This window comes from Shewanella sp. GD03713, assembly GCF_029843705.1.
GTDB lineage: Bacteria > Pseudomonadota > Gammaproteobacteria > Enterobacterales > Shewanellaceae > Shewanella.
The window spans coordinates 2,398,542-2,421,113 of the sequence record NZ_JAOCIW010000001.1 but is presented as its reverse complement, the minus strand read 5'-3'; the positions used below and the strand labels follow the sequence as shown (position 1 = coordinate 2,421,113).

Annotated in this window: 23 protein-coding genes and 1 tRNA gene; 9 read left to right on the top strand and 15 right to left on the bottom strand. The window is 46.7% G+C overall.

Annotated features, from left to right (window positions below):
• Position 1: 1 nt before the first annotated feature.
• Complete coding sequence (locus N5E87_RS10705; RefSeq protein WP_086904895.1) at positions 2-1,675, bottom strand: ribulokinase; 1,674 nt, start codon at positions 1,673-1,675, stop codon at positions 2-4.
• Between the two features lie 369 nt (positions 1,676-2,044).
• Here N5E87_RS10705 and N5E87_RS10700 point away from each other — a divergent pair, with 369 nt between their 5' ends.
• On the top strand, positions 2,045-2,575 hold the full coding sequence (locus tag N5E87_RS10700; protein ID WP_086904896.1) for a hypothetical protein: 531 nt from the start codon (positions 2,045-2,047) through the stop codon (positions 2,573-2,575).
• Positions 2,576-2,686: 111 nt separating this feature from the next.
• On the opposite strand, the gene N5E87_RS10695 is transcribed toward N5E87_RS10700, so the two are convergent.
• The 3 genes from N5E87_RS10695 to punC form a co-directional block, all read right to left on the bottom strand.
• Positions 2,687-3,915 (bottom strand): IS3-like element ISShes2 family transposase gene (locus tag N5E87_RS10695; protein ID WP_279775319.1). Its coding sequence is split into 2 segments (ribosomal slippage): positions 2,687-3,564 and positions 3,564-3,915, totalling 1,230 coding nucleotides; the frame shifts between segments, so codons are not numbered across the junction.
• A gap of 290 nt (positions 3,916-4,205) precedes the next feature.
• Positions 4,206-4,296 (bottom strand) — tRNA-Ser (locus tag N5E87_RS10690).
• Between the two features lie 80 nt (positions 4,297-4,376).
• Positions 4,377-5,648, bottom strand: a complete 1,272-nt coding sequence (gene punC / locus N5E87_RS10685) for a purine nucleoside transporter PunC (protein WP_126513144.1) — start codon at positions 5,646-5,648, stop codon at positions 4,377-4,379.
• Positions 5,649-5,763: 115 nt separating this feature from the next.
• Here punC and punR point away from each other — a divergent pair, with 115 nt between their 5' ends.
• From punR to N5E87_RS10655, 6 genes are all read left to right on the top strand, one after another.
• Entirely contained in the window at positions 5,764-6,666 is a 903-nt protein-coding gene (gene punR, locus N5E87_RS10680; protein ID WP_086904829.1) for a DNA-binding transcriptional activator PunR, read from the top strand.
• Positions 6,667-6,925: 259 nt separating this feature from the next.
• Positions 6,926-7,585 carry a Bax inhibitor-1/YccA family protein gene (locus N5E87_RS10675; RefSeq protein ID WP_011717039.1) on the top strand — a complete coding sequence of 220 codons (660 nt, stop codon included), beginning with the start codon at positions 6,926-6,928 and terminating at the stop codon, positions 7,583-7,585.
• A 59-nt stretch (positions 7,586-7,644) separates the two neighbouring features.
• The gene (tusD, locus tag N5E87_RS10670; RefSeq protein ID WP_164718013.1) at positions 7,645-8,034 is read left to right on the top strand and encodes a sulfurtransferase complex subunit TusD; all 390 of its coding nucleotides are present in this window, start codon (positions 7,645-7,647) and stop codon (positions 8,032-8,034) included.
• 14 nt (positions 8,035-8,048) lie between these two features.
• Positions 8,049-8,405, top strand: coding sequence for a sulfurtransferase complex subunit TusC (gene tusC / locus N5E87_RS10665; RefSeq protein WP_086904827.1), 357 nt, complete (start codon positions 8,049-8,051; stop codon positions 8,403-8,405).
• Positions 8,405-8,686, top strand: coding sequence for a sulfurtransferase complex subunit TusB (gene tusB / locus N5E87_RS10660; protein ID WP_011622736.1), 282 nt, complete (start codon positions 8,405-8,407; stop codon positions 8,684-8,686). The genes tusC and tusB overlap by 1 nt, the downstream gene beginning before the upstream one ends.
• Complete coding sequence (locus N5E87_RS10655; RefSeq protein ID WP_011622735.1) at positions 8,680-9,018, top strand: TusE/DsrC/DsvC family sulfur relay protein; 339 nt, start codon at positions 8,680-8,682, stop codon at positions 9,016-9,018. Before tusB ends, N5E87_RS10655 begins: the two co-directional genes overlap by 7 nt.
• A 67-nt stretch (positions 9,019-9,085) precedes the next feature.
• On the opposite strand, the gene N5E87_RS10650 is transcribed toward N5E87_RS10655, so the two are convergent.
• The 7 genes from N5E87_RS10650 to lrp form a co-directional block, all read right to left on the bottom strand.
• Positions 9,086-9,208 carry a hypothetical protein gene (locus N5E87_RS10650; RefSeq protein WP_011622734.1) on the bottom strand — a complete coding sequence of 41 codons (123 nt, stop codon included), beginning with the start codon at positions 9,206-9,208 and terminating at the stop codon, positions 9,086-9,088.
• A gap of 18 nt (positions 9,209-9,226) precedes the next feature.
• On the bottom strand, positions 9,227-10,513 hold the full coding sequence (serS, locus tag N5E87_RS10645) for a serine--tRNA ligase (protein WP_011622733.1): 1,287 nt from the start codon (positions 10,511-10,513) through the stop codon (positions 9,227-9,229).
• Positions 10,514-10,531: 18 nt separating this feature from the next.
• Positions 10,532-10,906, bottom strand: coding sequence for a fluoride efflux transporter CrcB (gene crcB / locus N5E87_RS10640; RefSeq protein WP_011622732.1), 375 nt, complete (start codon positions 10,904-10,906; stop codon positions 10,532-10,534).
• Positions 10,899-12,230 (bottom strand): replication-associated recombination protein A, encoded by a 1,332-nt coding sequence (locus tag N5E87_RS10635; RefSeq protein ID WP_086904826.1) that lies wholly within the window; start codon positions 12,228-12,230, stop codon positions 10,899-10,901. The genes crcB and N5E87_RS10635 overlap by 8 nt, the downstream gene beginning before the upstream one ends.
• Positions 12,231-12,238: 8 nt before the next feature.
• Complete coding sequence (lolA, locus tag N5E87_RS10630) at positions 12,239-12,859, bottom strand: outer membrane lipoprotein chaperone LolA (protein WP_086904825.1); 621 nt, start codon at positions 12,857-12,859, stop codon at positions 12,239-12,241.
• 69 nt (positions 12,860-12,928) lie between these two features.
• Complete coding sequence (locus N5E87_RS10625; protein WP_126513142.1) at positions 12,929-15,673, bottom strand: DNA translocase FtsK 4TM domain-containing protein; 2,745 nt, start codon at positions 15,671-15,673, stop codon at positions 12,929-12,931.
• 321 nt (positions 15,674-15,994) lie between these two features.
• On the bottom strand, positions 15,995-16,501 hold the full coding sequence (gene lrp / locus N5E87_RS10620) for a leucine-responsive transcriptional regulator Lrp (RefSeq protein WP_007647640.1): 507 nt from the start codon (positions 16,499-16,501) through the stop codon (positions 15,995-15,997).
• Between the two features lie 180 nt (positions 16,502-16,681).
• On the opposite strand from lrp, the gene ald reads away from it, so the two are divergent.
• A complete protein-coding gene (gene ald, locus N5E87_RS10615; protein ID WP_011622728.1) occupies positions 16,682-17,797 on the top strand; it encodes an alanine dehydrogenase in 1,116 nt (371 codons plus the stop codon).
• A 250-nt stretch (positions 17,798-18,047) separates the two neighbouring features.
• Positions 18,048-19,001: a thioredoxin-disulfide reductase gene (trxB, locus tag N5E87_RS10610; RefSeq protein ID WP_011717030.1), complete on the top strand. Its 954-nt coding sequence runs from the start codon at positions 18,048-18,050 to the stop codon at positions 18,999-19,001.
• A 196-nt stretch (positions 19,002-19,197) separates the two neighbouring features.
• Here the strand turns inward: trxB and rplT are convergent, their stop codons facing one another.
• The 4 genes from rplT to thrS form a co-directional block, all read right to left on the bottom strand.
• A complete protein-coding gene (gene rplT, locus N5E87_RS10605; protein WP_006081652.1) occupies positions 19,198-19,554 on the bottom strand; it encodes a 50S ribosomal protein L20 in 357 nt (118 codons plus the stop codon).
• A gap of 16 nt (positions 19,555-19,570) precedes the next feature.
• A complete protein-coding gene (gene rpmI / locus N5E87_RS10600) occupies positions 19,571-19,765 on the bottom strand; it encodes a 50S ribosomal protein L35 (RefSeq protein ID WP_011072303.1) in 195 nt (64 codons plus the stop codon).
• Between the two features lie 85 nt (positions 19,766-19,850).
• Entirely contained in the window at positions 19,851-20,393 is a 543-nt protein-coding gene (infC, locus tag N5E87_RS10595; RefSeq protein ID WP_084294816.1) for a translation initiation factor IF-3, read from the bottom strand.
• A gap of 3 nt (positions 20,394-20,396) precedes the next feature.
• Positions 20,397-22,325 carry a threonine--tRNA ligase gene (gene thrS, locus N5E87_RS10590; RefSeq protein ID WP_011622724.1) on the bottom strand — a complete coding sequence of 643 codons (1,929 nt, stop codon included), beginning with the start codon at positions 22,323-22,325 and terminating at the stop codon, positions 20,397-20,399.
• Positions 22,326-22,572: the final 247 nt, after the last annotated feature.

The following is a 22,572-nucleotide window of genomic DNA, read 5'->3' as shown; positions in this document are numbered from 1 at the left end:
CTTATTTCGCTCCATCAACATAGTGGCCAAGGGCTAAGTACCCTTGGTAAAGCGCTTGATATTTCTCTGCATTTTCAGGATTTGGCTGATAGGTTTTGGCAACGTTTGAGGCCATGGCGGCTTGGGCACTCAGCACATCGGGATAAACCCCGGCTGCGGTTGCGGCATAAATAGCGGCGCCTAGGGCACAGCTTTGCTCGCTCTCGAGGACATCGATGTTGCAATTCCACACATCGGCACAGGTTTGCATAATGAAGTCGGATTTTTTCGAGATCCCACCAATGGTGACCACATGGTCAATGCAAACGCCTTCTTGTTTGAAGCGCTCGATAATGGCACGTGCGCCATAGGCACTGGCTTCCACTAAAGCTTTGAAGACTTGCGGTGCTTGGCTGCCCATGGTTAACCCTGTGATAGCCATGGCAACAGATTGGTCGGCATCGGGCGTACGACGTCCGTTAATCCAATCCAGCGCGACAATACCTGTCTCACCAACGGGGATTTTTGCGGCCGCGTTGCCTAACATTGTCAGGGTTTCAGATTCGAGTTGCTGAATGAGTTTGGCCTTGGTGTTGTCATCAAATAAGGCTGAAGTGTCGAGCTGTTGCATCGGCCATGAGGTGAGATCCCTAAACCAAGCGTAGAGATCGCCGAAGGCTGACTGACCCGCTTCCAGCCCTATCATCCCGGGTAATACTGAGCCATCCACTTGACCGCAAATGCCTTTGATACAACGCTCACCAATATCTTCATAACTGGCGACGGTAATGTCGCAGGTTGAAGTCCCCATCACCTTGGTTAAGACACTAGGTTTAACATTGGCTCCAACGGCGCCTGCGTGGCAGTCAAATGAGCCAAAAGACACGATAACCTCGGTCGATAGCCCTAAATGCTGAGCCCACTCTGGTGTTAGCTGGCCGCAAACTTTGTCAGATGTGCAGGTTTCAAGCGGTAACTTGTCTCTCAATCCATCGAGTAAGGGGTCGATACCAACGAAAAAGTCATTCGGCGGATAACCATTCCATGACTCATGCCACATCACTTTGTGACCGGCGGCGCAGCGCCCTGCCTTAAAGACTTTTGGATGTGTGGTACCTGTCATTAATGCGGTGATCCAATCACAGTGCTCGACCCAGCTATAGGCGGCTTGTCTGACTTCTGTGTCGTGGCGCAGTACAAATAGCGCTTTCGCCCAAAACCATTCGGAGGAGTAAATTCCTCCTTCATATCTCAGGTAATTTTCGCTTGCATTGTTTGCCGCAGCGGTAATTTGCTGGGCTTCAAGAATCGCGCTGTGATCTTTCCAAAGCAAAAACATAGCATTGGGATTACTCGCAAACTCTGGTTTTAAGGCTAAGGCAACACCGGATTCATCAACCGCAATCGGGGTTGAACCAGTGGTATCAACACTCAAACCGCAGACTCTTTGCGCGGCGCCACTGGGAGCTTTTGCCCAGAGTCCTTGTACTACCTCGATAAGGCTTTCGATGTAATCGAGGGGATGTTGTCTAAATTGATTCTTGGCAGGATCGCAAAAAAGCCCCTTCTTCCAACGTGGGTAGTACACCACATTTGTTGCTACTTCTGCGCCCGTTTGGGTATCCACCAATAACGCGCGAACTGAATCTGAGCCGTAATCAAGCCCCAACGCGTAAGCCCCTAAAACATTCGACATTTGCATCCCCGTACATTTTATCTGCGTCCGATCCGGTTTACGCAGGTAGAGTGAATATTATTTAGTACTACAATATTACTACAGCTCAATAGTAATACAATATGATTTTAGTTATTGAGTGATAAAATTTTTAACATTAAGGCTGAGCATGTAACGATTTAGGGGATGAAGCGTAAGGGAGGTAGAAGTAGTGCTGAGCTTGACTCGAGCATGAAGAAGTCGAATAATGGCGCCAGGTTGCAGAGACGCCTATCCGCAGAAGATGACATCACTCTGACTCATATCTCGATGTTCGCATCACATGTATGACACAACAATTGATTAGGTTTGGCTAAGCGGAGATGCCAATAAAACTTAGGAGAATTGTTTGTGATACAACAAATTACCCCAGCACCACGCGCCTTAACCGAAGTTAAAATCCTCGCTAAAAAGCACCTTAAAGCCTGCCAAGCTGGCGATGCAGTGGCGCTAGATAAATTCGCTCCCTTGATGAATAAGCAAGGTTTAACCCTGCAGGATATCCAGCTTAAGCATTGCCAAAGCCTATTGGCTCGTGAGCTCGGTTTTACTGATTTTAATCACTGTCAAAGAGTGTTATCGGGTCAAGCACAAATCGGTGAAGACCTAGGTACCCTCTTCCATAGCAGGCGCTGCGATAGCTTGCTCAATCACTGGTTCAGCGGTTTTGATGAGGCGCAGGCTTTTTTACAGCAATCACCTCAGATGGTGTTGTTGCCCTACAAAAAGCAGTTCTTTGTGGTTAATGGCGCCGACTATCTTGACGCTCTTGGGCTTAAATTGAGTAATCCAGCCAGCATCTACTGTATATCGGTGGGGAGTGAAACGGTTGCTGCCTATGAAGCTTTTTCGCTAAGTCTTATCAGGCATAAGCTCACTTAGCCTAGCCTTAGTTAACCTAGCCTTTAACCTAAGCTGCTTTGCTATTTAAACAACTAGGCTAATAGGTAAACGAAATCCATTGTGTCTCGTCCTAAGATAGGTTGACAGTTTTTAGGCCAGCTCCAGTAGCTGGCCTTTTCTATTGTGCACCTGATTAGGGGAGTCCATATTCAAACTCAGATGCGGTCTCATATTGTTGTATATTGCTATCGATTCTCTAACAAGTATCTTCAGCTCCGCAAATGTCCTACATCGGTGCAGTAAAAACTCCTGCTTCAGTATGCTATTCACTCTTTCTGCTAATGCATTTTGGTAGCAATCATAACCATCCGTCATTGACGGCTGGATTTGGCTCGCCTGAAGCGCATTCTGATAAACGGCTGAGCAGTACTGTAAGCCTCTGTCTGAGTGATGCACCGCGTTGCCGATATAGCGCTTATCTTTGATGGCCATTTTTAACGCTTTCACCACACTCTCGGCTTTCATGTCTTTACTCACGTGATGACCGACTATTTTACGAGAACTGGCATCGGTGATCAGTGACAGGTAGTGCACACCTTGGTCTGACTCAAGATAGGTGATATCGCTGACCAGTACATGCCCTGCATCGTGCAGTCCCTCCTCTTTCAGCAGATTAGGATGCTTCTTCATCCAGTGTTTGCTGAACGTGGTTTTTGTGTAGCTTTTCTTCGGTTTAACCAGTAAACCTTCACTTCTCAAATAGGTAAAGAACCCATCTCGCCCGAGCTTAATATCGTGCTCAACCAGCTTGGATTTTATCAACGTGTAGAGCTTACGGGCCCCTAACCTTGGCATATATTTACGCCAGTACTGGACCCAGTCTTTGATAACCGATAGCTCAGCTCTACGACTTTCCATTCGAGCAACTGCCTGATAAATACCTTGCCTCGACATACCCGCAGCACGACATGCGGCAGCGAGGTTTATTTCTCCGTTGCCTTTTGCTTGCCAGACGTACCGGATAAGTACTTTTTTCTGAGGCCTGCTCCATATTCATTGTCCATGATATCAACCATGCCATTGAGGATTTGGTTACGCAGTTTCTCTTCTGCTAACTCACGTTCAAGGCGCTTGATCGTTTCGGCAGGTGTTTCTTTTGACTTAGTCATAAGAGGATGCTGAAAAGGTTTCGACCAATCGAGTCTACCATGTTTTCTAAGCCAAACGAGTACCGTTGAACGGCCTTGAATACCAAAATGGGCTTGGGCTTGTTTGTACGTCATTTCGCCTTTTTCAACACGCTCTACAACGCCTAATTTAAAGGCTAAGGTGTAATCTCGTTGTGTGCGCTTACGGCTTGAGTTAATTGATGTTGTCATAAAGAAATCCTCTTTATGTCAACGTATTTCAGGACGGGACATTGTGAAAGAAAAAGGCCGCTAATCATTAGCGGCCTTTTTATCTGAATTGGGTGAAGGTACTGTGGTTAGCATGAGGAACCCTAGGGTTTAACTTCCGAAATTTCAAAAACAGAAAAGTCACCATAACAGATGACAAATCTGTGGAATATTGGGCAGGAGCTGCACTTAGCATAAGGAATCCTGGGGTTCAACTTCCGGAACTGCAAAAACAAAAAAGCCATCATTGCTGATGGCTTTTCCGTAGAATATGGCGGAGGAGCAGGGATTTGAACCCTGGGTGGGCTATAAACCCACGCCGGTTTTCAAGACCGGTGCATTAAACCACTCTGCCACCCCTCCGAACGATGCGCATCATATAAGTTAGTTTACTGACTGTAAAGCACAAACTGATAATTCTGCGCTAACTGCTCGTATTACATTCAATCTGCTTGATTTTGCTTCGTATCTGCATTGATCCCAAGACGAGCAGGATCCGGCGCCGTAAAGTGTTTGGCAAAATCAGCCCAAGTTTGTTCGGTTTTTAACAGGTAACCCAAGATCACTACTAATGAACAGCTCAGAATGCCCCAACCTATGGCGACTTCTCCTGAACTTGCCCAGAGTGCGACTAAACTTGAGGTGCCAAAGGCGATGGTGATTTGCAAAAAGTTCTGTAATCCTGCCGCCTTAGCCGCATTTTGAGTGAATTGTTGTAAAGCACTGTTCACCACAATAGGATAAATCGCCCCATTCGCCGCTGCGAGTATCGAGAAGGAAATCAGCAGAGGGAAAATGGTTTCCGCCTTCATTAATAAGGTGAAAAACACAATCGAGATAACGCAGAGTCCAAAAATGGTCAGCAATACGTTGAGTGTACGGTCGGCACCAATGCGTTTTATCAATAACTTACTCGCGTATCCACCCACAATAAACATAATGGTTTGTGGAATAAAGCTCAGCCCAATCTCAGTTGCCTGATAGCCGTGTTGCTCCATCACAATCGGCCATACAGTAAGATATGCGAAAAACGCACCCGAACAGGCACCAAAAATCACCACATTGCCTAGGTAACGGGTATTTTTCAAAATCTGCCCGTAAGAAACAGCGCTTGGCTTAGCATCCTGATGCTCTGCATGGCTCGGCACGAAGTATAAGGTCATCAACACCAATAAAAAGGCAATCACACACAATGAGATAAAGATTGCACGCCATCCAAAATCGTTCAGAATATAAGCGCCAAGGATGGGGGCTAATGCGGGTGATAATGCCACTAACGGCATAATGTTACTGAAAATCCCCTGTGCTTTTTCGGCATCATATTGCTCGACCACAATCGCTTGCCAAATGACCCCTGCGCTACAGGCGCCTACGGCTTGGAAGAAGCGAGCGATGTTTAACATCAATATCGAGTCGCTATTGGCGATGGCCACACTGGCGAGCGCAAAAATGCCAAGGCCGATGATAAGAGCGTAACGTTTGCCTAATTTACTGACCAAAGGGCCATAAATCAGTTGCCCTAATGCTAAACCAGCCAAGAAACAGGTGAGCGACATCGCCACTTGAGACGGTGAAGAATTGAACGAACTTTCAATAGCTTTGAAAGCAGGCAAATACATATCAGTGGCAATAAAGCCTAACATGCTTAATAAGGCCAAATAGAATAAGAATATAAAAAACTTCATATTTACAAAGATATTACTAGACGTTTTCATAAAATAATCATGTCAAAAGACTTAAGGCGTGCAGTCTAAATACTTGTTAATTTGATTGGAAACGTTTATTTTTGACAGATGCTATCAATTATTTTCATCACAATGGATGTCAGCTATGCTCTCGGAACAAGCGTTAGAACTCATTGATATCGTAGCCCGTGTTGGGAGTTTTACGGCGGCAGCCAATCGACTGCACAAGGTCCCTTCTGCGGTCAGTTATGCTGTTAAACAAATCGAAGAAGAACTTGGCGTAGTGTTATTTGAGCGCCACCACCGCAGCGTGACCCTGACCCCCGCAGGAGAGCATTTTGTTAAGCAAGCCAGAAACTTGCTGACTCAAATGGATGAGATGAAACGTGGCACCCAGCGTGTGGCCAACGGCTGGCAACCCACATTGTCTATCGCCTTAGATAACATAGTGCGCGCCGACAGAATTAGCGTATTAATTGCCGACTTTTACCGTCATTTTCATGATATTGAGCTTATCATCCGCATCGAGGTCTTTAACGGTGTGTGGGAGGCGCTTGCGACCGGTCGCAGTGATATCGCCATTGGTGCGACAACGGCGATCCCAGTGGGAGGCGTATACCAATATAAGGACATGGGCGATATTCAATGGGCATTCTTGGTGAGTAAAAACCATCCCTTAGCCAGTATTGACCGGCCCTTGACCGATGATGAACTGCGTCCCTTCCCCTCCATTTGTTTGGAAGATACCTCGCGGGAAATTCCTAAGCGCATGACCTGGTTATTGGAGAATCAACGCAGACTCGTGGTGCCGGATTGGATCCGCGCAATTAACTGCTTTAGAGAGGGATTAGGTATCGGCTATATGCCAGTACATTTGGCCAGCGTATTTATTAAAGCGGGCGCCTTGGTTGAAAAGCAGCTTGAAAATCCGAAATTAACCAGCCCCTGTTGCCTCGCTTGGAACGCAGATAAGATGTCGCCCGCCCTAGCTTGGGTGCTCGAGTATTTAGGGGATACCGATAAATTACACCGTGAATGGCTGGCGTAATATTTCGGTATTACCACAGGATTAAGCTTGTTTTAAAGTCTTTGTGTTGCACTGGTGTAATTAAATACGCCTTAAGCGTTAGGCCGCACAGAAAAATCAGTCATTACAACTTGTTATTTGTGGCGTGAATCCTTTAAGCACAGCGCTGTTTTCGGTAGTATTCACCCAGTTTTACTGGATTTTCGATATTGATGGGAACTCTCGTCCCCGTTAAAAATCAAAATGATCAGTTTGGATTTAAAAGCTAATGGAGAAAGATATGACTCAGCAAACCTTGTACTCAGCGAGTGCATCCACCTTAGAAGTGAATAAACTTCTTAAAAATACCTATTTATTGTTGGCCATGACGCTCGCCTTCTCTGCATTGTGTGCAGGCTTAGCGATGGCACTCAATATCAGCCCTCTGATGTCACTCGGTTTATCTATCGGTGGTTTAGTGCTGTTGTTCGTTACCCTACGTAAAGCCGACTCGGCTGCGGGCATCTTCTGGGTATTTGCCTTTACTGGTATGGAAGGCGCCTCATTAGGTTACATGCTTAACCACTACGCTGGCATGACCAATGGCTCTGAGCTTATCATGCAAGCTTTAGGATTAACCTCGGTTATCTTTATTGCGCTCTCGGCCTATGCTGTCACGACGAAGAAAGATTTCTCTTTCCTACGTGGTTTCCTGTTCGCCGGATTGATTGTGGTGATCGCCGCTGCGCTGATTAATATTTTCGTGGGTAACAGTGTGGCCTTTATGGCGATTAACGCGGGTCTTGCGCTGTTAATGACCGGCTTTATCCTGTTCGATACTAGCCGTATCGTGAATGGTGGCGAGACTAACTATATCCGCGCCACTATCTCCTTGTATCTGGACTTTTTAAACCTATTCATTGCCATTTTGCATTTGCTTGGTATTGGTAACGATGATTAATCCCCTTTTCGGGAAACTTACGCTAAAATGGCCCTACTTTTAGGGCCATTTTTTTTATGATGAGCAAATTTATTATCCAAGTAAACGGGCCAGCCTATGGCACGTCGGCAAGTGTGAATGCCCTACGTTTCACCCAAGCCTCCTTGCAAAGCGGACATGAGATTGTCTGCGTGTTTTTCTATCAGGATGGCGTGTATAACTCGACGGACTTTAACTTACCCACATCCGATGAATATGATGTGGTTAAAGGTTGGAAACAACTGGCAGCCGAGCATCAAGTCTCGTTAGTGAACTGTGTTTCAGCGGCATTACGACGTGGCATAGTCTCGCAGCAAGAGGCGCAGGAAAACGGGCTAAGCCACTGGAATGTTGAACATTCTTTTATCATGGGTGGACTGGGTGAACTGGTCACGGGAATTGAATCAGCCGATCGTTTGATCTGCTTTTAAGCTTCGGAAATGTTATGAAAAAAATCTGTATATTGTTCCGAAGCGCGCCCCATGGCACCACTAAGGGCCGTGAAGCCTTAGACTTTGCCCTGTTAAGCGCCAGCTTTGAGCAAGAAGTGAGTTTAGTGTTTGTCGATGAAGGCGTGCTACATCTGCTCAAAGATCAACAACCCGAGCTAATCGGCGGTAAAGATTACCTTGCGGCGCTAAAAGCGCTCCCGCTGTACGACATCGAATCAGTGTTCGCCTGCAAACAGTCCTTAGGTGACTACGGCTTAAGCCATAGCTTGCTGTCGATTCCGGTGACTATCTTAAACGATGAAGCCATCTCGGCTCACTTAAAAGCCGTCGATGAGGTCTTAGTATTCTAATGATTTTACATCATATCCAAACCTCGCCAAGCCGAGACAATGCCCTCAAACTTTGCCTGCGTTATGCTTGCAAAGAGGATGCGATTTTACTCTCGAGCGATGGCGTTAACGCATTATTACTGCGCCAATGGGCCATGGCGCTTTCGCCCTTTAAGGTGATGGTGCTGAAAGACGATGTCATCGCCCGCGGCTTAACGGAACGTCTTAAAAACATTAGTCAGATTGATTACAACGAGTTTGTCGCTCAATCTTTGCAGCACGATAAGGTGATCACGTGGTAAATCCGCTTATATTCAATGGCGTCGAAATTGAACGCGACCATCAAGGCTATTTGAAGAATATCGCCGACTGGCAGCCGGATATGGCGCCGCTGTTAGCCCAAGAAGAACAGATTGAACTGACCAGTGCCCACTGGGAAGTGATCCATTTTGTTCGAGATTTTTATCTGGAATATAAAACCAGCCCTGCGATCAGGGTGTTAGTCAAAGCCATTGGTCAAGCCTTAGGGCCGGATAAAGGTAACTCTAAGTACCTCTATACCCTCTTTCCGGTTGGTCCTGCCAAACAGGCGACAAAGATTGCGGGTCTGCCTAAACCTGCCAAGTGTATTTAAGGTTTAATCACTTCTGCTAACAAAAAAGGTATATTCCAGTGGAATATACCTTTTTATTTGAGTCGTGCTATTTCACGTTTTCTAACACAACCCAGACGGCTTTACCTAGGGTGGCCAACATCACAGCGCAAAACACGGCGATGACAGCGGTGTAGGAAAGCCAACGAAGATAACGTTGACCTTTATCCATGGTGTTGTGTTACGCCAATTAACCGATCTGAGTCAGTCCGCCCATGTATGGACGCAGTGCTTCAGGAATGGTCACGCTACCATCGGCATTTTGATAGTTCTCTAAAATCGCCACTAAAGTACGACCTACCGCTAGGCCTGAGCCGTTTAAGGTGTGCAGCAAGGCTGGCTTGTTATCGGCCTTAACGCGGTAACGGGCTTGCATACGACGGGCTTGGAAGTCTTTCATATTTGAACATGAAGAAATCTCGCGGTAAGTGTTTTGGCCTGGTAACCACACTTCGATATCGTAGGTTTTGCTTGAACCAAAGCCCATGTCACCAGTACACAGGATCACTGTGCGGTATGGCAGACCGAGGCGTTGCAGTACGGTTTCAGCGTGGCCCGTTAGTGCTTCGAGCGCTGCCATTGAGTCTTCTGGCTTAACCAATTGCACTAATTCCACTTTATCGAATTGGTGCTGACGGATAAGACCACGGGTATCTTTACCGTATGAGCCGGCTTCACTGCGGAAACAGGCGGTATGCGCGGTTAACTTAATCGGTAATTCGTCTTCATCGACAATGCTGTCACGCACTAAGTTCGTTAATGGCACTTCTGCGGTTGGGATCAGGCTTAAACCTTGGCCTTCTTCGGTCGCAGGTTTAGTGTGGAACAAGTCTTCACCAAACTTAGGCAATTGGCCAGTACCCAGTAAGCTTGCTTCGTTAACCAGTAATGGCACGTAAGCTTCGGTATAACCGTGCTCAGTGGTGTGCAGATCTAACATGAACTGACCTAATGCGCGGTTTAAACGGGCGATTTGGCCTTTCATAACGATAAAGCGTGAGCCAGTAATTTTCACGGCGCTCTTAAAATCTAAACCGTTTAGGCCTTCACCTAAGTCAATATGATCTTTAACAGGGAAATCGAAGCTGCGTGGTGTGCCCCAACGGCGGATCTCGACGTTTTCAGTCTCGTCAGCACCGATAGGCGCTGACTCATCCGGCAGGTTTGGCATCGACATGGCAATCGCGTTCACTTCTTCAAGTACCGCAGCCAGCTCGACTTTCTTCGCATCTAATTGCGCACCTAAATCGCCAACCTGCGCCATGATGGCATCCACATCTTCGCCGCGGGCTTTTGCTTGTCCGATGGACTTGGAAATAGCATTACGCGAAGCTTGTAGCTCTTCAGTCGCCACTTGCAGTGACTTACGTTTTTCTTCTAATTGAGTGAGATGAGCGACATCTAAAATAAAACCACGGGTAGCTAATCGCTCAGCGGTAACTGCTAATTCGTTGCGCAAAAATTTAGGATCTAACATGTGATATATTCTTAATAGTTAAATGCGAGAAAAAACCAGTTGTTGGCCTAAGTAAACCATAAACAAACATAGACTTAGGTTCAACACCACATTCAAAGCCGCCTTCAACCAATCTCCTTCTTGCATCAGCAATAAAGTTTCGTTTGAGAAAGTTGAAAACGTTGTCAAAGCGCCTAACAGGCCAACGCCGATCAGGGCTTTGAGTTCTGGGCTGATATGACTCATTTGTCCCAGTGCGTAAATGACGCCCATTAAAAATGAACCGAGGACATTGACCAACAGTGTACCAAAAGGAAAACTGCTGCCAAATACTTGGATCATGAATATTGAAATAAGATAGCGAAAAACCGCACCAATGGAACCACCTAAGGCCACAAGTAGGAGATTATTCATACCTTTTTCTCCCACTGGCTTGATCTAATTGCGCTAATTGCGCCAATTTGTCCTTAATTCGCTTCTCAAATCCGCGTTCAGTCGGGAAATAAAATTGCGATGCTTGTAAGGATTCGGGGAAATAATTCTCGCCGCTGGCATAGGCATTGGGTTCATCGTGGGCATAGCGATATTCGGCGCCAAAACCCATTTCCGCCATGAGTTTGGTCGGCGCATTACGCAGATGATAAGGCACGGCCTCTTGGCCGGTTTCGCGGGCGAGCGCCCTCGCCGCTTTAAAGGCGGTGTAAACGGCATTACTCTTAGGCGCACTGGCTAAATACACAATCGCTTGGGCAATCGCCCGCTCACCTTCGGCAGGTCCGACGCGGTGGAAACAATCCCAGGCATTGAGCGCGACTGTCATGGCATTAGGATCGGCATTGCCCACATCTTCCGAGGCTATGGCTAATAAGCGTCTGGCGACATATAACGGATCGCCGCCGCCTTCAAGAATACGGCAGAACCAGTACAGTGCGGCATCGGGCGCCGAGCCGCGAATCGATTTGTGTACCGCCGAAATCAAATCGTAAAACTGATCGCCATTTTTATCGAATCCCGCCACTTGATGGCCAGCGACTTGTACCAGCATCTCTGTGGTAAAACTGCCGCCATCGGCCACCATATCGCTCATTAACTCAAGCAGGTTTAGCGCTTTGCGCGCATCGCCGTCACAGAGCTGCGCCAGCTTATTGAGCACATCCGTTGGCATAATTAACTGACGCTGTCCTAAACCACGCTCGGCATCCGTTAAGGCTTGGGTGATGATATGCACTATCTCGTCTTGGCTTAAGCGCTTGATAAGATAGACACGTGCCCGCGACAGTAAGGCGTTATTGATTTCAAATGAAGGGTTTTCAGTGGTCGCCCCAATAAAAATCACAGTGCCATCTTCAATAAATGGCAAAAAGGCGTCCTGTTGACTCTTATTAAAGCGATGCACTTCGTCGACAAACAGCAAGGTGCGTTGTCCACGGGATTGAGCAACGGCCTGGGCCTGCTCGATGGCGGCGCGAATGTCTTTTACCCCCGAGGTGACCGCCGAGATGCGTTCAACATGGGCATTGGAATAATGGGCGATAAGTTCGGCAAGAGTCGTTTTACCTGTGCCCGGCGGTCCCCATAACATCATCGAATGGGCACGGCCCGCTTCTAATGCTTGGCGCAATGGTTGGCCTTCCCCCAACAAATGGGCTTGACCGATATACTCGGCAATCGTCCTTGGCCGCATACGCGCGGCTAAGGGACGAAAATCAGGCGCAAAATTAAACGATAAACTGCTCACGCGCTAACCTACTGGGTTTTAAGACGTTGATCATCCACATCAACGTTCTCTGGCAACACAAACTTAAACAGCGCTTTATCCGCAGCGCTAATGCTGTGTTGATTGCTCAAGTCAAACTGGCTCAGGTTGCCTTTATCATCGAGCACATTAAATTTATTCAGTGTGCCTTTGTTAAAACAGACATTGACTGAGGTAATCCCGGCATCCGTGGACTTAGGTTTGATTTCATAACAGTCTTGCTTTTTGGTCACGCTATATTGCGACCAAGTGGCGTCATCGCGGTGAACCAATAAGGCGATGGGCGATGCATTAATGGCTTCGGCAAAATCCATAATCACCACTTCTTCGGCGAAGGGATTGTAGATCCATAAATCTTTACCGTCGGCGACAATTTGGGATTCATCGGGCGCGGTTAAATGCCAATAGAACTGGTTTGGGTGGGCCAGTGCGAATACACCCGCGCCCGTTTGGATAACCTTTTTATTGATATCGGTAACGGTTTGCTTGAAATCCGCCTTGAGTGACTCAGTGCCGTTTAAGGTTTCGCGTAATTGCTTTGCGTCATCGGCCAATACTGCATTGCTGTATAACAATGGTGATAACAACACAGCACACAACAGTTTTTTCATAGGTATCCTTTGGACTAAAAGTTGAACTCGCCGCATTATGGCGAGTTCAAACTGACATCTAGCTTAACATTAATAGTGTTTCGGGGCCGGCGGTGCCAGCACTTCGCGGTTACCATTATGGCCCTGAGCCGAGACCACACCCTGCATTTCCATTTGTTCGATAATACGCGCTGCGCGGTTATAACCAATCTTAAATTTACGCTGCACGCTCGAAATTGAACCACGGCGGGTTTCGGTCACGAAGGCGACGGCCTCATCGTAAAGCGGATCGTATTCTTCATCGGATTCGGCGGTTTCACCCGGCAAGAGCACTTGTTCGCCCTCACTCACGCCATTGAGGATTTCATCAATGTATTGTGGCTTACCACGGGCGCACCAATCGGCCACCACACGGTGAACTTCATGGTCATCGATAAAGGCACCATGAACACGGTTTGGCACTGCGGTTCCGGGTGGTAAATACAGCATGTCACCCATACCCAATAAGGTTTCAGCACCCTGCTGATCCAAAATGGTACGGGAGTCGATACGGGAAGACACTTGGAAGGCCATCCGTGTCGGGATGTTGGCCTTAATTAAGCCTGTGATCACATCCACCGATGGACGTTGGGTCGCGAGAATTAAATGGATACCCGCAGCACGAGCCTTTTGGGCGATACGGGCGATCAGTTCTTCAACTTTTTTACCGACAATCATCATCATGTCGGCAAATTCGTCGACGACAACCACAATCGATGGCAGTTTATCTAAGGCTGGCGCCTCTGGCTCCATGCTGTCAGATGACTTCCACATGGGATCTAAAATCACTTCGCCATTCGCTTTCGCTTCGGCAATCTTGGCGTTATAGCCCTTGATGTTACGAACGCCCATCATAGACATTAGCTTGTAGCGGCGCTCCATCTCACCTACACACCAGCGCAGCGCATTGGCCGCTTCTTTCATGTCGGTAACCACTTCACAAAGTAAATGTGGGATGCCTTCATAAACCGATAATTCCAGCATTTTCGGGTCGATCATGATAAAGCGAACGTCTTCAGGGCCAGACTTATACAATAAGCTGGTGATCATCACGTTCACCCCGACCGATTTACCCGAACCCGTGGTACCGGCTACCAGTAAGTGCGGCATTTTGCCTAAATCAACCACCACAGGCTCGCCGGAAATGTCTTGGCCAAGCACCATGGTCAGGTTCGATTTGCTTTCGGTAAAGGCTTCACAATCGAGTACATCGCGCATGTACACGGTTTCGCGGAACTTATTCGGCAGCTCTAGACCCACATAGGATTTACCAGGAATGACTTCAACCACACGCACACGCTCAGCCAGTAGCGAACGCGCTAAGTCGTTTGCGAGGTTTGAAATCTTAGAAGCTTTAATACCTGGCGCTAAATCTAGCTCAAAACGGGTGATCACAGGACCGGGATAAACCCCCACCACAGTGGCCACAATGTTAAAGTCGGCAAGTTTGGCCTCGACTAAGCGGGCAACTTGCTCTAATTCCTCTGGGCTTATCGGATTCTTTTTACGATTAGGCACATCCAGCAAGCTGATGCTTGGCAGCGGATCCATAGGTTTTGCTGGAACAGGTTTATCTTCTTGTCCCGGTAAAACCACAATACCATCGACAATCTTCGCCTTTGGCGCTTCTTTTTGACGTTGCGCCTGAGTCACAGCGCCCGTTGAGGCTTTAGTATCAAAATCGATGACATCTTCATCGTTGAAACCTAACTCGTCTTCATCCTCGTCATCGAGCATGGTTTCACGATGGAATACGGGTTCATCGTCATCTTCATCTTCGAAAACGTGCGCCTTGAACTCAGTTTCATCATCTAAATCTAACTCGGCCTCTTTGGGCTTGGCGACCCAAGGCGGCGCTTCAAAATGACCATGCTCAGCTACGGCACTGGCTTGATCTAATTGGGGCTCGACTCTTTGTAGGCCTTTAGGTTCAGCCTTGGCTTTATTGCTGTTTAAACTTAAGATTTTTGCGAGCGCCGACAGCTTGCCTTTACTGGAGCTTGCTTCGGTGATGATTTCGTCACTGGCCTCTTCTTCCTTCACGGGGCGAGTCGTAAAGATACGACTCGGTGCCACCTCTGGCTCACGCACTCGGGCTTTTTCAAGTTGATGCTGTGAGTCACGGCGCTGTTTAAACTTATCAACGACCGTCATGAAGCCGCGGGTATCTTCGGTTTCACGCTCGCGTTTTAACGCCTGCGGCAGACGCTTGAGTTTTCTGAAACACCAAATGGAGACAAAGCCAACCTTCTCGACCACTGTCAACCAGCTGATCCCTGTTAACAGCGTAAAACCCGAGCCTAAAAAGCACAGCAGCAACAAGGTCGTACCGAGCTTATTAAAATACGGCAACATGGCTTGGCCGATAACATCCCCTGCCACGCCGCCTGCGGAAAACTCATAGATATTATTGGCATTCATGCTGGCTAATGCTGAAAAACCAAGAATAAGCAGTAGAAAACCTATGATGCGCAGTGCGACTGAAAAGTAGTCAATTTCCAATAAATCATGGGCGCGTTTGAAAAGCAGCCAACCTGTGGAGGCCACAATGATCGGCATGATGTAAGCAGTGACGCCAAAAAAGTACAGCAGAATGTCGGCAATCCACGCCCCGACTGCACCCGTCCAGTTTTTGATATCGCCTTGAAAATGAGACTGGCTCCAGCCCGGATCTGACGGACTAAAACTGGTTAAGGCAAGCAAAATATAGGTGGCTAAAACACAGCAAATGATGAGTCCGCCTTCGAGCAGACGCTGCAGCCCTGAGAGCGTGCGTACACTATTTCCTTGAGACAAACGACTTAATCCATAAAAATGAAAACAGGTGGGCTAACGATACCAGAATCCCACTAAATGTGGAGCATCTTAGGGCGTTTTTATCCTAAGAATTACTGGTACAAGACAAAAAATCGGCGCTAATGAGCTAAAGCACAGGTTTTCAGCACTAACTGGCTATTACGCAACCAATTTACGCGCTGTAAAGAAGATAAAAACCAGATAAAAATTCGCCCTTAAGCTGGCAAACCTAAGGGCTAAGCAAGGTCATTTTTGAGTTCGAAACGGCAAACGTAGGAATAAATAAGGGGCCTAGGCCCCTTATTGTAAACGTTCAGGGTATTAAATATCGGAGAGCAGATGGTTTATCGCGACACGGCTAGTGTGTTTCACTTCTTCCATCACCACGTAAGTACGGGTATCGGAGACTGAAGGTAATTTCAGCAGCGTCTCACCGAGTAAACGGCGGTAAGCTGACATATCAGAAACACGCGTCTTCAATAAGTAGTCAAAGTCACCAGAAACCAGATGACACTCTTGAATATCATCTAACAGTTGCACAGCGCGATTAAACTTATCAAATACTTCGGGAGTATCACGGCTCAAAGTGATTTCCACGAATACCAGTAGGGATGCACCCAAGAAATGAGGATTGACCAAGGCGGTATAGCCATTGATATATCCTTGCTTTTCGAGTCGTTTCACTCTTTCTAAACACGGAGTTGGACTTAATCCTACTCTTTTAGATAGTTCCACATTTGAAATGCGTCCATCAATTTGTAATTCATTAAGAATGTTGCGATCGATGCGATCCAAGTCTTTTACAGGACTCTTTTTATTATATGCCATTTATTTAACCTTGCTTTATCACTAAAACAACATTTTATTCTACGTATGTCAAAAGTTCAGCAGCATAAACTGCGTCGCCGATACTATACTAGATATCCCTGAATTAATCACGTTCAGGTCACGATAAAATAACAATTATGCCCATTAAAAGTGGGTTTTTCAGGCAATTGAGGCTCAAAAATGATTATTGGTGTACCAAAGGAAATTAAAAACCACGAGTATCGTGTCGGTATGGTTCCTTCAAGCGTTCGCGAATTGACCATCAAAGGTCATGAAGTGTTTGTTGAAACTAATGCCGGCACGGGAATTGGTTTTTCAGATCAGGATTATGTTGATGCAGGTGCCAAAATATTAGCAACTGCTGCTGAAGTCTTTGCTAAAGCAGAGATGATCGTAAAGGTAAAAGAGCCTCAAGCAGTCGAACGCGCTATGCTGCGTCATGACCAGATTTTATTCACTTATCTGCATTTAGCGCCAGATTTACCACAAACTGAAGATTTAATTAAAAGTGGTGCCGTGTGTATCGCTTACGAAACAGTGACTGATGACCGTGGTGGCTTACCTCTGCTGGCCCCAATGTCAGAAGTGGCTGGTCGTATGTCTATCCAAGCAGGTGCGATGGCATTAGAGAAATCCTCTGGTGGTCGCGGCATGTTATTAGGCGGTGTTCCAGGTGTTGAGCCTGCAAAAGTCGTGATCATCGGTGGTGGCATGGTCGGTACCAATGCTGCACAAATGGCGGTAGGCATGGGCGCTGATGTTGTTGTTCTTGACCGTAGCATCGATGCACTGCGTCGCTTAAACGTACAATTTGGTTCTGCAGTTAAGGCTGTTTACTCAACTGCCGATGCAATTGAGCGCCATGTACTAGAAGCTGATCTTGTGATTGGTGGCGTATTAATTCCAGGTGCTGCAGCGCCTAAGCTTGTGACACGTAGCATGATCGCACGCATGAAGCCAGGCAGTGCTATCGTTGACGTAGCAATCGATCAAGGTGGTTGTGTGGAAACTTCACATGCAACGACTCACCAAGATCCAACCTACATCGTTGATGACGTAGTGCACTACTGTGTGGCAAACATGCCAGGTGCCGTTGCCCGTACTTCAACCTTCGCTCTGAATAACGCGACTCTGCCTTATATCCTTAAGTTAGCTAACTTAGGTTATAAAGCTGCCCTGTTACAAGACAAACACTTACTGAACGGTTTGAACGTGATGCACGGTAAACTGGTTTGTAAAGAAGTGGCGCAAGCATTAAATCTTGAGTACACAGCGCCAGCAAGTTTATTAGCCTAATCATATGAGAGCCTAGGTCTTTCTGACCTACTCTGCTTTGTTCGGCCTCACTCTGTTGAGGCCGATTTTTTATGCTGATCACAAATATCTTCACCCGTGCGGGTTTTAAGCCAAAGCCTTAGTAAACTCAGGCTGACAATTTGCATTAGGATTCGATTAGCATAATCTAAAAGAATCACCAAACAGCGCTTTACCCCTACAGGTAAATTCCCTACAATCCATGCAATTTGCTAAAGGCACGGAGAGAAAAATGAGCCAAGTCAGACACAGTAACCTATTGATTTTAGGTTCAGGTCCCGCAGGATACACGGCAGCAGTTTATGCTGCGCGCGCAAACTTAAAGCCTGTGATGATCACAGGTATGCAGCAAGGTGGTCAGTTAACGACCACGACTGAAGTTGAAAACTGGCCAGGTGATGCAGAAGACTTAACGGGTCCAGCATTAATGGAACGTATGCAAAAACATGCGGAAAAGTTTGATACTGAAATCCTTTTCGACCATATCAATGAAGTGACGCTGACTGAGCGCCCTTTCCGTTTAAAAGGCGACAATGGCGAATACACTTGTGATGCGCTGATCATTGCGACAGGTGCTTCTGCTCGTTACTTAGGACTTGAGTCTGAAGAAGCGTTTAAAGGACGCGGCGTATCGGCCTGTGCGACCTGTGATGGTTTCTTCTATCGCAATCAGAAAGTTGCCGTCATTGGTGGTGGTAACACTGCCGTTGAAGAAGCACTTTATTTGAGTAACATCGCCGCCGAAGTGCACTTAATTCACCGTCGTGACACCTTCCGCTCAGAGAAAATCCTTATCGACCGTTTAATGGATAAAGTGGCTAACGGCAACATTATCCTGCACCTTGATCAAACCATGGAAGAAGTAGTTGGTGATGCTATGGGTGTAACAGGCTTGAAAATGAAAAGCACCAAAGATGGCGCTATCACAGATCTGGCCGTTGCCGGCGTGTTTGTAGCCATTGGACACAGCCCTAATACTGGGATCTTCGAAGGCCAATTAGAGATGAACAACGGTTATCTGAAGGTACAAAGCGGCCTTCAAGGTAACGCGACCCAAACCAGCATCGAAGGTGTGTTTGCCGCAGGTGACGTTATGGACCAACATTACCGTCAAGCGATTACCTCTGCGGGTACAGGTTGTATGGCAGCATTAGATGCTGAGCGTTACTTAGACGCTAAAAAGTAATTACGCGAAGAACAATCGAGTGTGATTTTTACGTGTGCTCGCCCACTCAAATGAAATAGCAGGCATCAGCCTGCTATTTTTTTATCTGTATCTTGTGACTCGCTTGAAGCAAGCCTCAACGCTATTTATGACGGGTCACAGCAGCAACAAAAAAAGGGACCAAATGGTCCCCTCTTAAGTGCGACAAACTAATTGCTTAGTTTAACGCTTCTTTTGCTTTTTCAACTAAAGTTGCGAATACAACTTTGTCGAATACAGCGATGTCAGCCAAAATCTTACGATCGATTTCGATAGACGCCTTTTTCAGACCGTTGATGAAACGGCTGTAAGACAGACCATTTTGACGAGCTGCAGCATTAATACGTGCAATCCACAGTTGACGGAATTGACGTTTTTTCTGACGACGGTCACGGTAAGCATATTGACCAGCTTTAGTTACTGCTTGAACAGCAACGCGGTAAGTACGGCTACGAGCGCCATAATAACCTTTTGCTAATTTTAAAACTTTCTTGTGACGAGCACGTGCGGTTACACCACGCTTAACTCTTGGCATTTTCTAATCTCCTAAATTAAGCGTATGGTAATTGACGCGCGATTGCTGGAACGTCAACTTTAGCAACTAAACACTTGTTACGTAAGTGACGCTTACGCTTAGTGCTCTTTTTGGTCAGAATGTGACGTAAATGGGCTTGCTTGCGCTTGAAACCATTAGCGGTTTTCTTAAAACGCTTCGCTACACCTCTGTCGGTTTTCATTTTAGGCATTACTAAAACTCCGCATTGGGATGTTAAATAAAAAGCAAGGCGAGCGAAGGCATATAGCCTTCGCTACTTTTATAGGTTGCCCTACTTATTTCTTTTTAGGCGCTAGCACCATAATGGCTTGTCGGCCTTCCATTTTCGGGAAGGATTCAACAATTGCATACTCATCCAAATCTGTTTTGATACGGTTCAGCAGATCCATACCCAGGTTTTGGTGAGCCATTTCGCGGCCTCGGAAACGCAGCGTAATTTTCGCTTTGTCCCCGTCTTCCAGAAAACGTATCAGGTTGCGTAGTTTTACCTGATAGTCGTTTTCGTCAGTTCCAGGACGGAATTTGATTTCCTTAACCTGAACCTGTTTTTGCTTCTTCTTTTGTTCCTTTTGAGCTTTCGCTTTATCAAATAGGAACTTACCGTAGTCCATAATGCGACATACTGGAGGTTCAGCGTTTGGACTAATTTCGACTAGGTCTACACCCGCTTCATCTGCCAAATTCTGAGCATCTCTGATGCTTACCACACCAATAGCTTCACCATCAATGCCAGTTAAGCGTACTTCTGGTACACCTGTGATTTCTTCATTGATTCTATTAGGGGCCAGCTGACGCCCTGCTGTTTTCTTGATCTTTATGACCTATTCCTCCAACAATTTGAGACTACGGAGCGAAATTTGTTGATGGATCTTAGCGGCGAAATCTTCAATTCGCATCTTACCTAAGTCAACGCCATCACGTGTACGCACCGCAACTTCCTTATTTTCCATTTCCTGATCGCCAACGACCAATAAATAAGGAACACGCCTTAAGGTGTGCTCGCGTATTTTAAAGCCTATTTTCTCATTCCTCAAGTCAAATGAGGCGCGAATACCTTGTTCTTTGAAGAATTTGACCACTTCTTCAACATAATCAGCCTGTTTGTCGGTGATATTCATCACGACAACTTGCATTGGAGCCAACCAAGTTGGGAAACGGCCTGCGTATTCTTCGATCAAAATACCTAAGAAACGCTCCAACGAGCCTAAAATCGCACGATGGATCATCACAGGCGTTTGACGGCTGTTATCTTCGGCGACATAAGTTGCACCTAAACGGCTTGGTAATGCGTAGTCTAATTGCACAGTACCGCATTGCCATGCACGGTCTAAACAGTCGTGCAGCGTGAACTCAATCTTAGGACCGTAGAAGGCGCCTTCACCCGGTAAAATGGTGAATTCAATGTTGTTCGCACGCAAAGCCTGCTTGAGTGCTTCTTCGGCTCTGTCCCACATGGCATCGTCACCGATACGTTTTTCTGGGCGAGTTGAGAGTTTTACAACGATGTTTTCGAAGCCGAATGTCGAGTAAGTGTCGTATACCATTTGGATACAAGAGCTCACTTCTGCTTGAACTTGATCTTCAGTACAGAAGATATGGGCATCGTCTTGAGTAAAACCACGTACGCGCATCAGTCCGTGCAGCGAACCTGATGGCTCATTGCGGTGACAGCAACCAAATTCCGCCATACGTAATGGCAGATCACGGTAAGATTTCAAGCCTTGGTTGAAGATCTGTACGTGGCCTGGGCAGTTCATTGGCTTAACTGCATATTCACGGTTTTCACTGCTGGTTGTGAACATGGCTTCTGAATATTTATCCCAGTGACCAGAGCGTTCCCACAGTACGCGGTCCATCATCAACGGACCTTTCACTTCTTGGTAAGTGTATTGATTTAACTTACGGCGAATGAAACGTTCTAATTCGAGGAAGATGCTCCAACCGTCGTTATGCCAGAACACCATGCCTGGTGCTTCTTCTTGCATATGGTAGAGGTCAAGCTGCTTACCAATCTTACGGTGGTCACGTTTAGCCGCTTCTTCAAGACGGGCTAAATGGGTGCTCAGGGCTTTTTTATCCGCCCATGCAGTACCGTAAATACGTTGTAGCATCTTGTTTTCAGAGTTACCGCGCCAGTAAGCGCCGGCAATGCTCATCAACTTGAAATGGTGGCAGAAACGCATGTTTGGCACGTGTGGACCACGGCACATGTCGGTGTATTCTTCGTGATGATAGAGTGCTGGAGTCGCATCTTTGCTGATGTTCTCATCCAGAATCGCGATCTTGTATTCTTCACCGCGGGCAGCAAAAGTATCACGGGCTTCTTGCCAGCTTACAACGCGTTTTACTACGTCGTAATTGGTTTTCGCCAGTTCAAGCATACGTTTTTCGAGGGCTTCGATATCTTCTTGAGTCAGCTTGTGCTCAAGATCGATGTCGTAATAGAAGCCGTTATCGATCACAGGACCGATCGCCATCTTGGTTTGTGGCCATAGTTGCTTAATTGCATGGCCTAATAAATGCGCGCAAGAATGGCGAAGGATTTCAATACCTTCTTCGTCTTTAGCGGTAATAATAGAAAGTTCAGCATCGGTTTCGATAAGATCGCAAGCGTCTTTGAGTTCGCCATTCACGCGACCAGCGATACAGGCTTTAGCAAGACCAGGGCCGATATCAGCGGCAACATCGAGAGTCGATACGGGATGTGCAAACTCGCGTTTGCTACCATCAGGAAGTGTAATTACAGGCATGAAATATCCTTGTCCAGTGGTGACCCACACGTAGGGCCACATGGTGATTAAGTAAAAAGAGAATGCTCGCGAGGTTAAGACAGTACAGGAGTCTTAGCCGCCTTGCGTAGCAGGACAGTTATTCTACGGGATAGTCTTTAAGGCACGCAAGTTAAATGGCCCAATTGCGAGGCTTAGCCCCCAAATCAACTCCTTTATTAACATCAATCCGCAAAGTTTGCCGTGAATTCATCATATTGCAGTCAAT

Coding starts and splice junctions, on each gene's coding strand:
- rplT (WP_006081652.1), bottom strand. CDS start 19,554: ATGCCAAGAGTTAAGCGTGGTGTAACCGCACGTGCTCGTCACAAGAAA.
- N5E87_RS10675 (WP_011717039.1), top strand. CDS start 6,926: ATGACTCAGCAAACCTTGTACTCAGCGAGTGCATCCACCTTAGAAGTG.
- lrp (WP_007647640.1), bottom strand. CDS start 16,501: ATGGCATATAATAAAAAGAGTCCTGTAAAAGACTTGGATCGCATCGAT.
- punC (WP_126513144.1), bottom strand. CDS start 5,648: ATGAAAACGTCTAGTAATATCTTTGTAAATATGAAGTTTTTTATATTC.
- tusC (WP_086904827.1), top strand. CDS start 8,049: ATGAAAAAAATCTGTATATTGTTCCGAAGCGCGCCCCATGGCACCACT.
- N5E87_RS10705 (WP_086904895.1), bottom strand. CDS start 1,675: ATGTCGAATGTTTTAGGGGCTTACGCGTTGGGGCTTGATTACGGCTCA.
- serS (WP_011622733.1), bottom strand. CDS start 10,513: ATGTTAGATCCTAAATTTTTGCGCAACGAATTAGCAGTTACCGCTGAG.
- lolA (WP_086904825.1), bottom strand. CDS start 12,859: ATGAAAAAACTGTTGTGTGCTGTGTTGTTATCACCATTGTTATACAGC.
- trxB (WP_011717030.1), top strand. CDS start 18,048: ATGAGCCAAGTCAGACACAGTAACCTATTGATTTTAGGTTCAGGTCCC.
- rpmI (WP_011072303.1), bottom strand. CDS start 19,765: ATGCCTAAAATGAAAACCGACAGAGGTGTAGCGAAGCGTTTTAAGAAA.
- N5E87_RS10650 (WP_011622734.1), bottom strand. CDS start 9,208: ATGGATAAAGGTCAACGTTATCTTCGTTGGCTTTCCTACACCGCTGTC.
- tusB (WP_011622736.1), top strand. CDS start 8,405: ATGATTTTACATCATATCCAAACCTCGCCAAGCCGAGACAATGCCCTC.
- ald (WP_011622728.1), top strand. CDS start 16,682: ATGATTATTGGTGTACCAAAGGAAATTAAAAACCACGAGTATCGTGTC.
- tusD (WP_164718013.1), top strand. CDS start 7,645: ATGAGCAAATTTATTATCCAAGTAAACGGGCCAGCCTATGGCACGTCG.
- crcB (WP_011622732.1), bottom strand. CDS start 10,906: ATGAATAATCTCCTACTTGTGGCCTTAGGTGGTTCCATTGGTGCGGTT.
- punR (WP_086904829.1), top strand. CDS start 5,764: ATGCTCTCGGAACAAGCGTTAGAACTCATTGATATCGTAGCCCGTGTT.
- thrS (WP_011622724.1), bottom strand. CDS start 22,325: ATGCCTGTAATTACACTTCCTGATGGTAGCAAACGCGAGTTTGCACAT.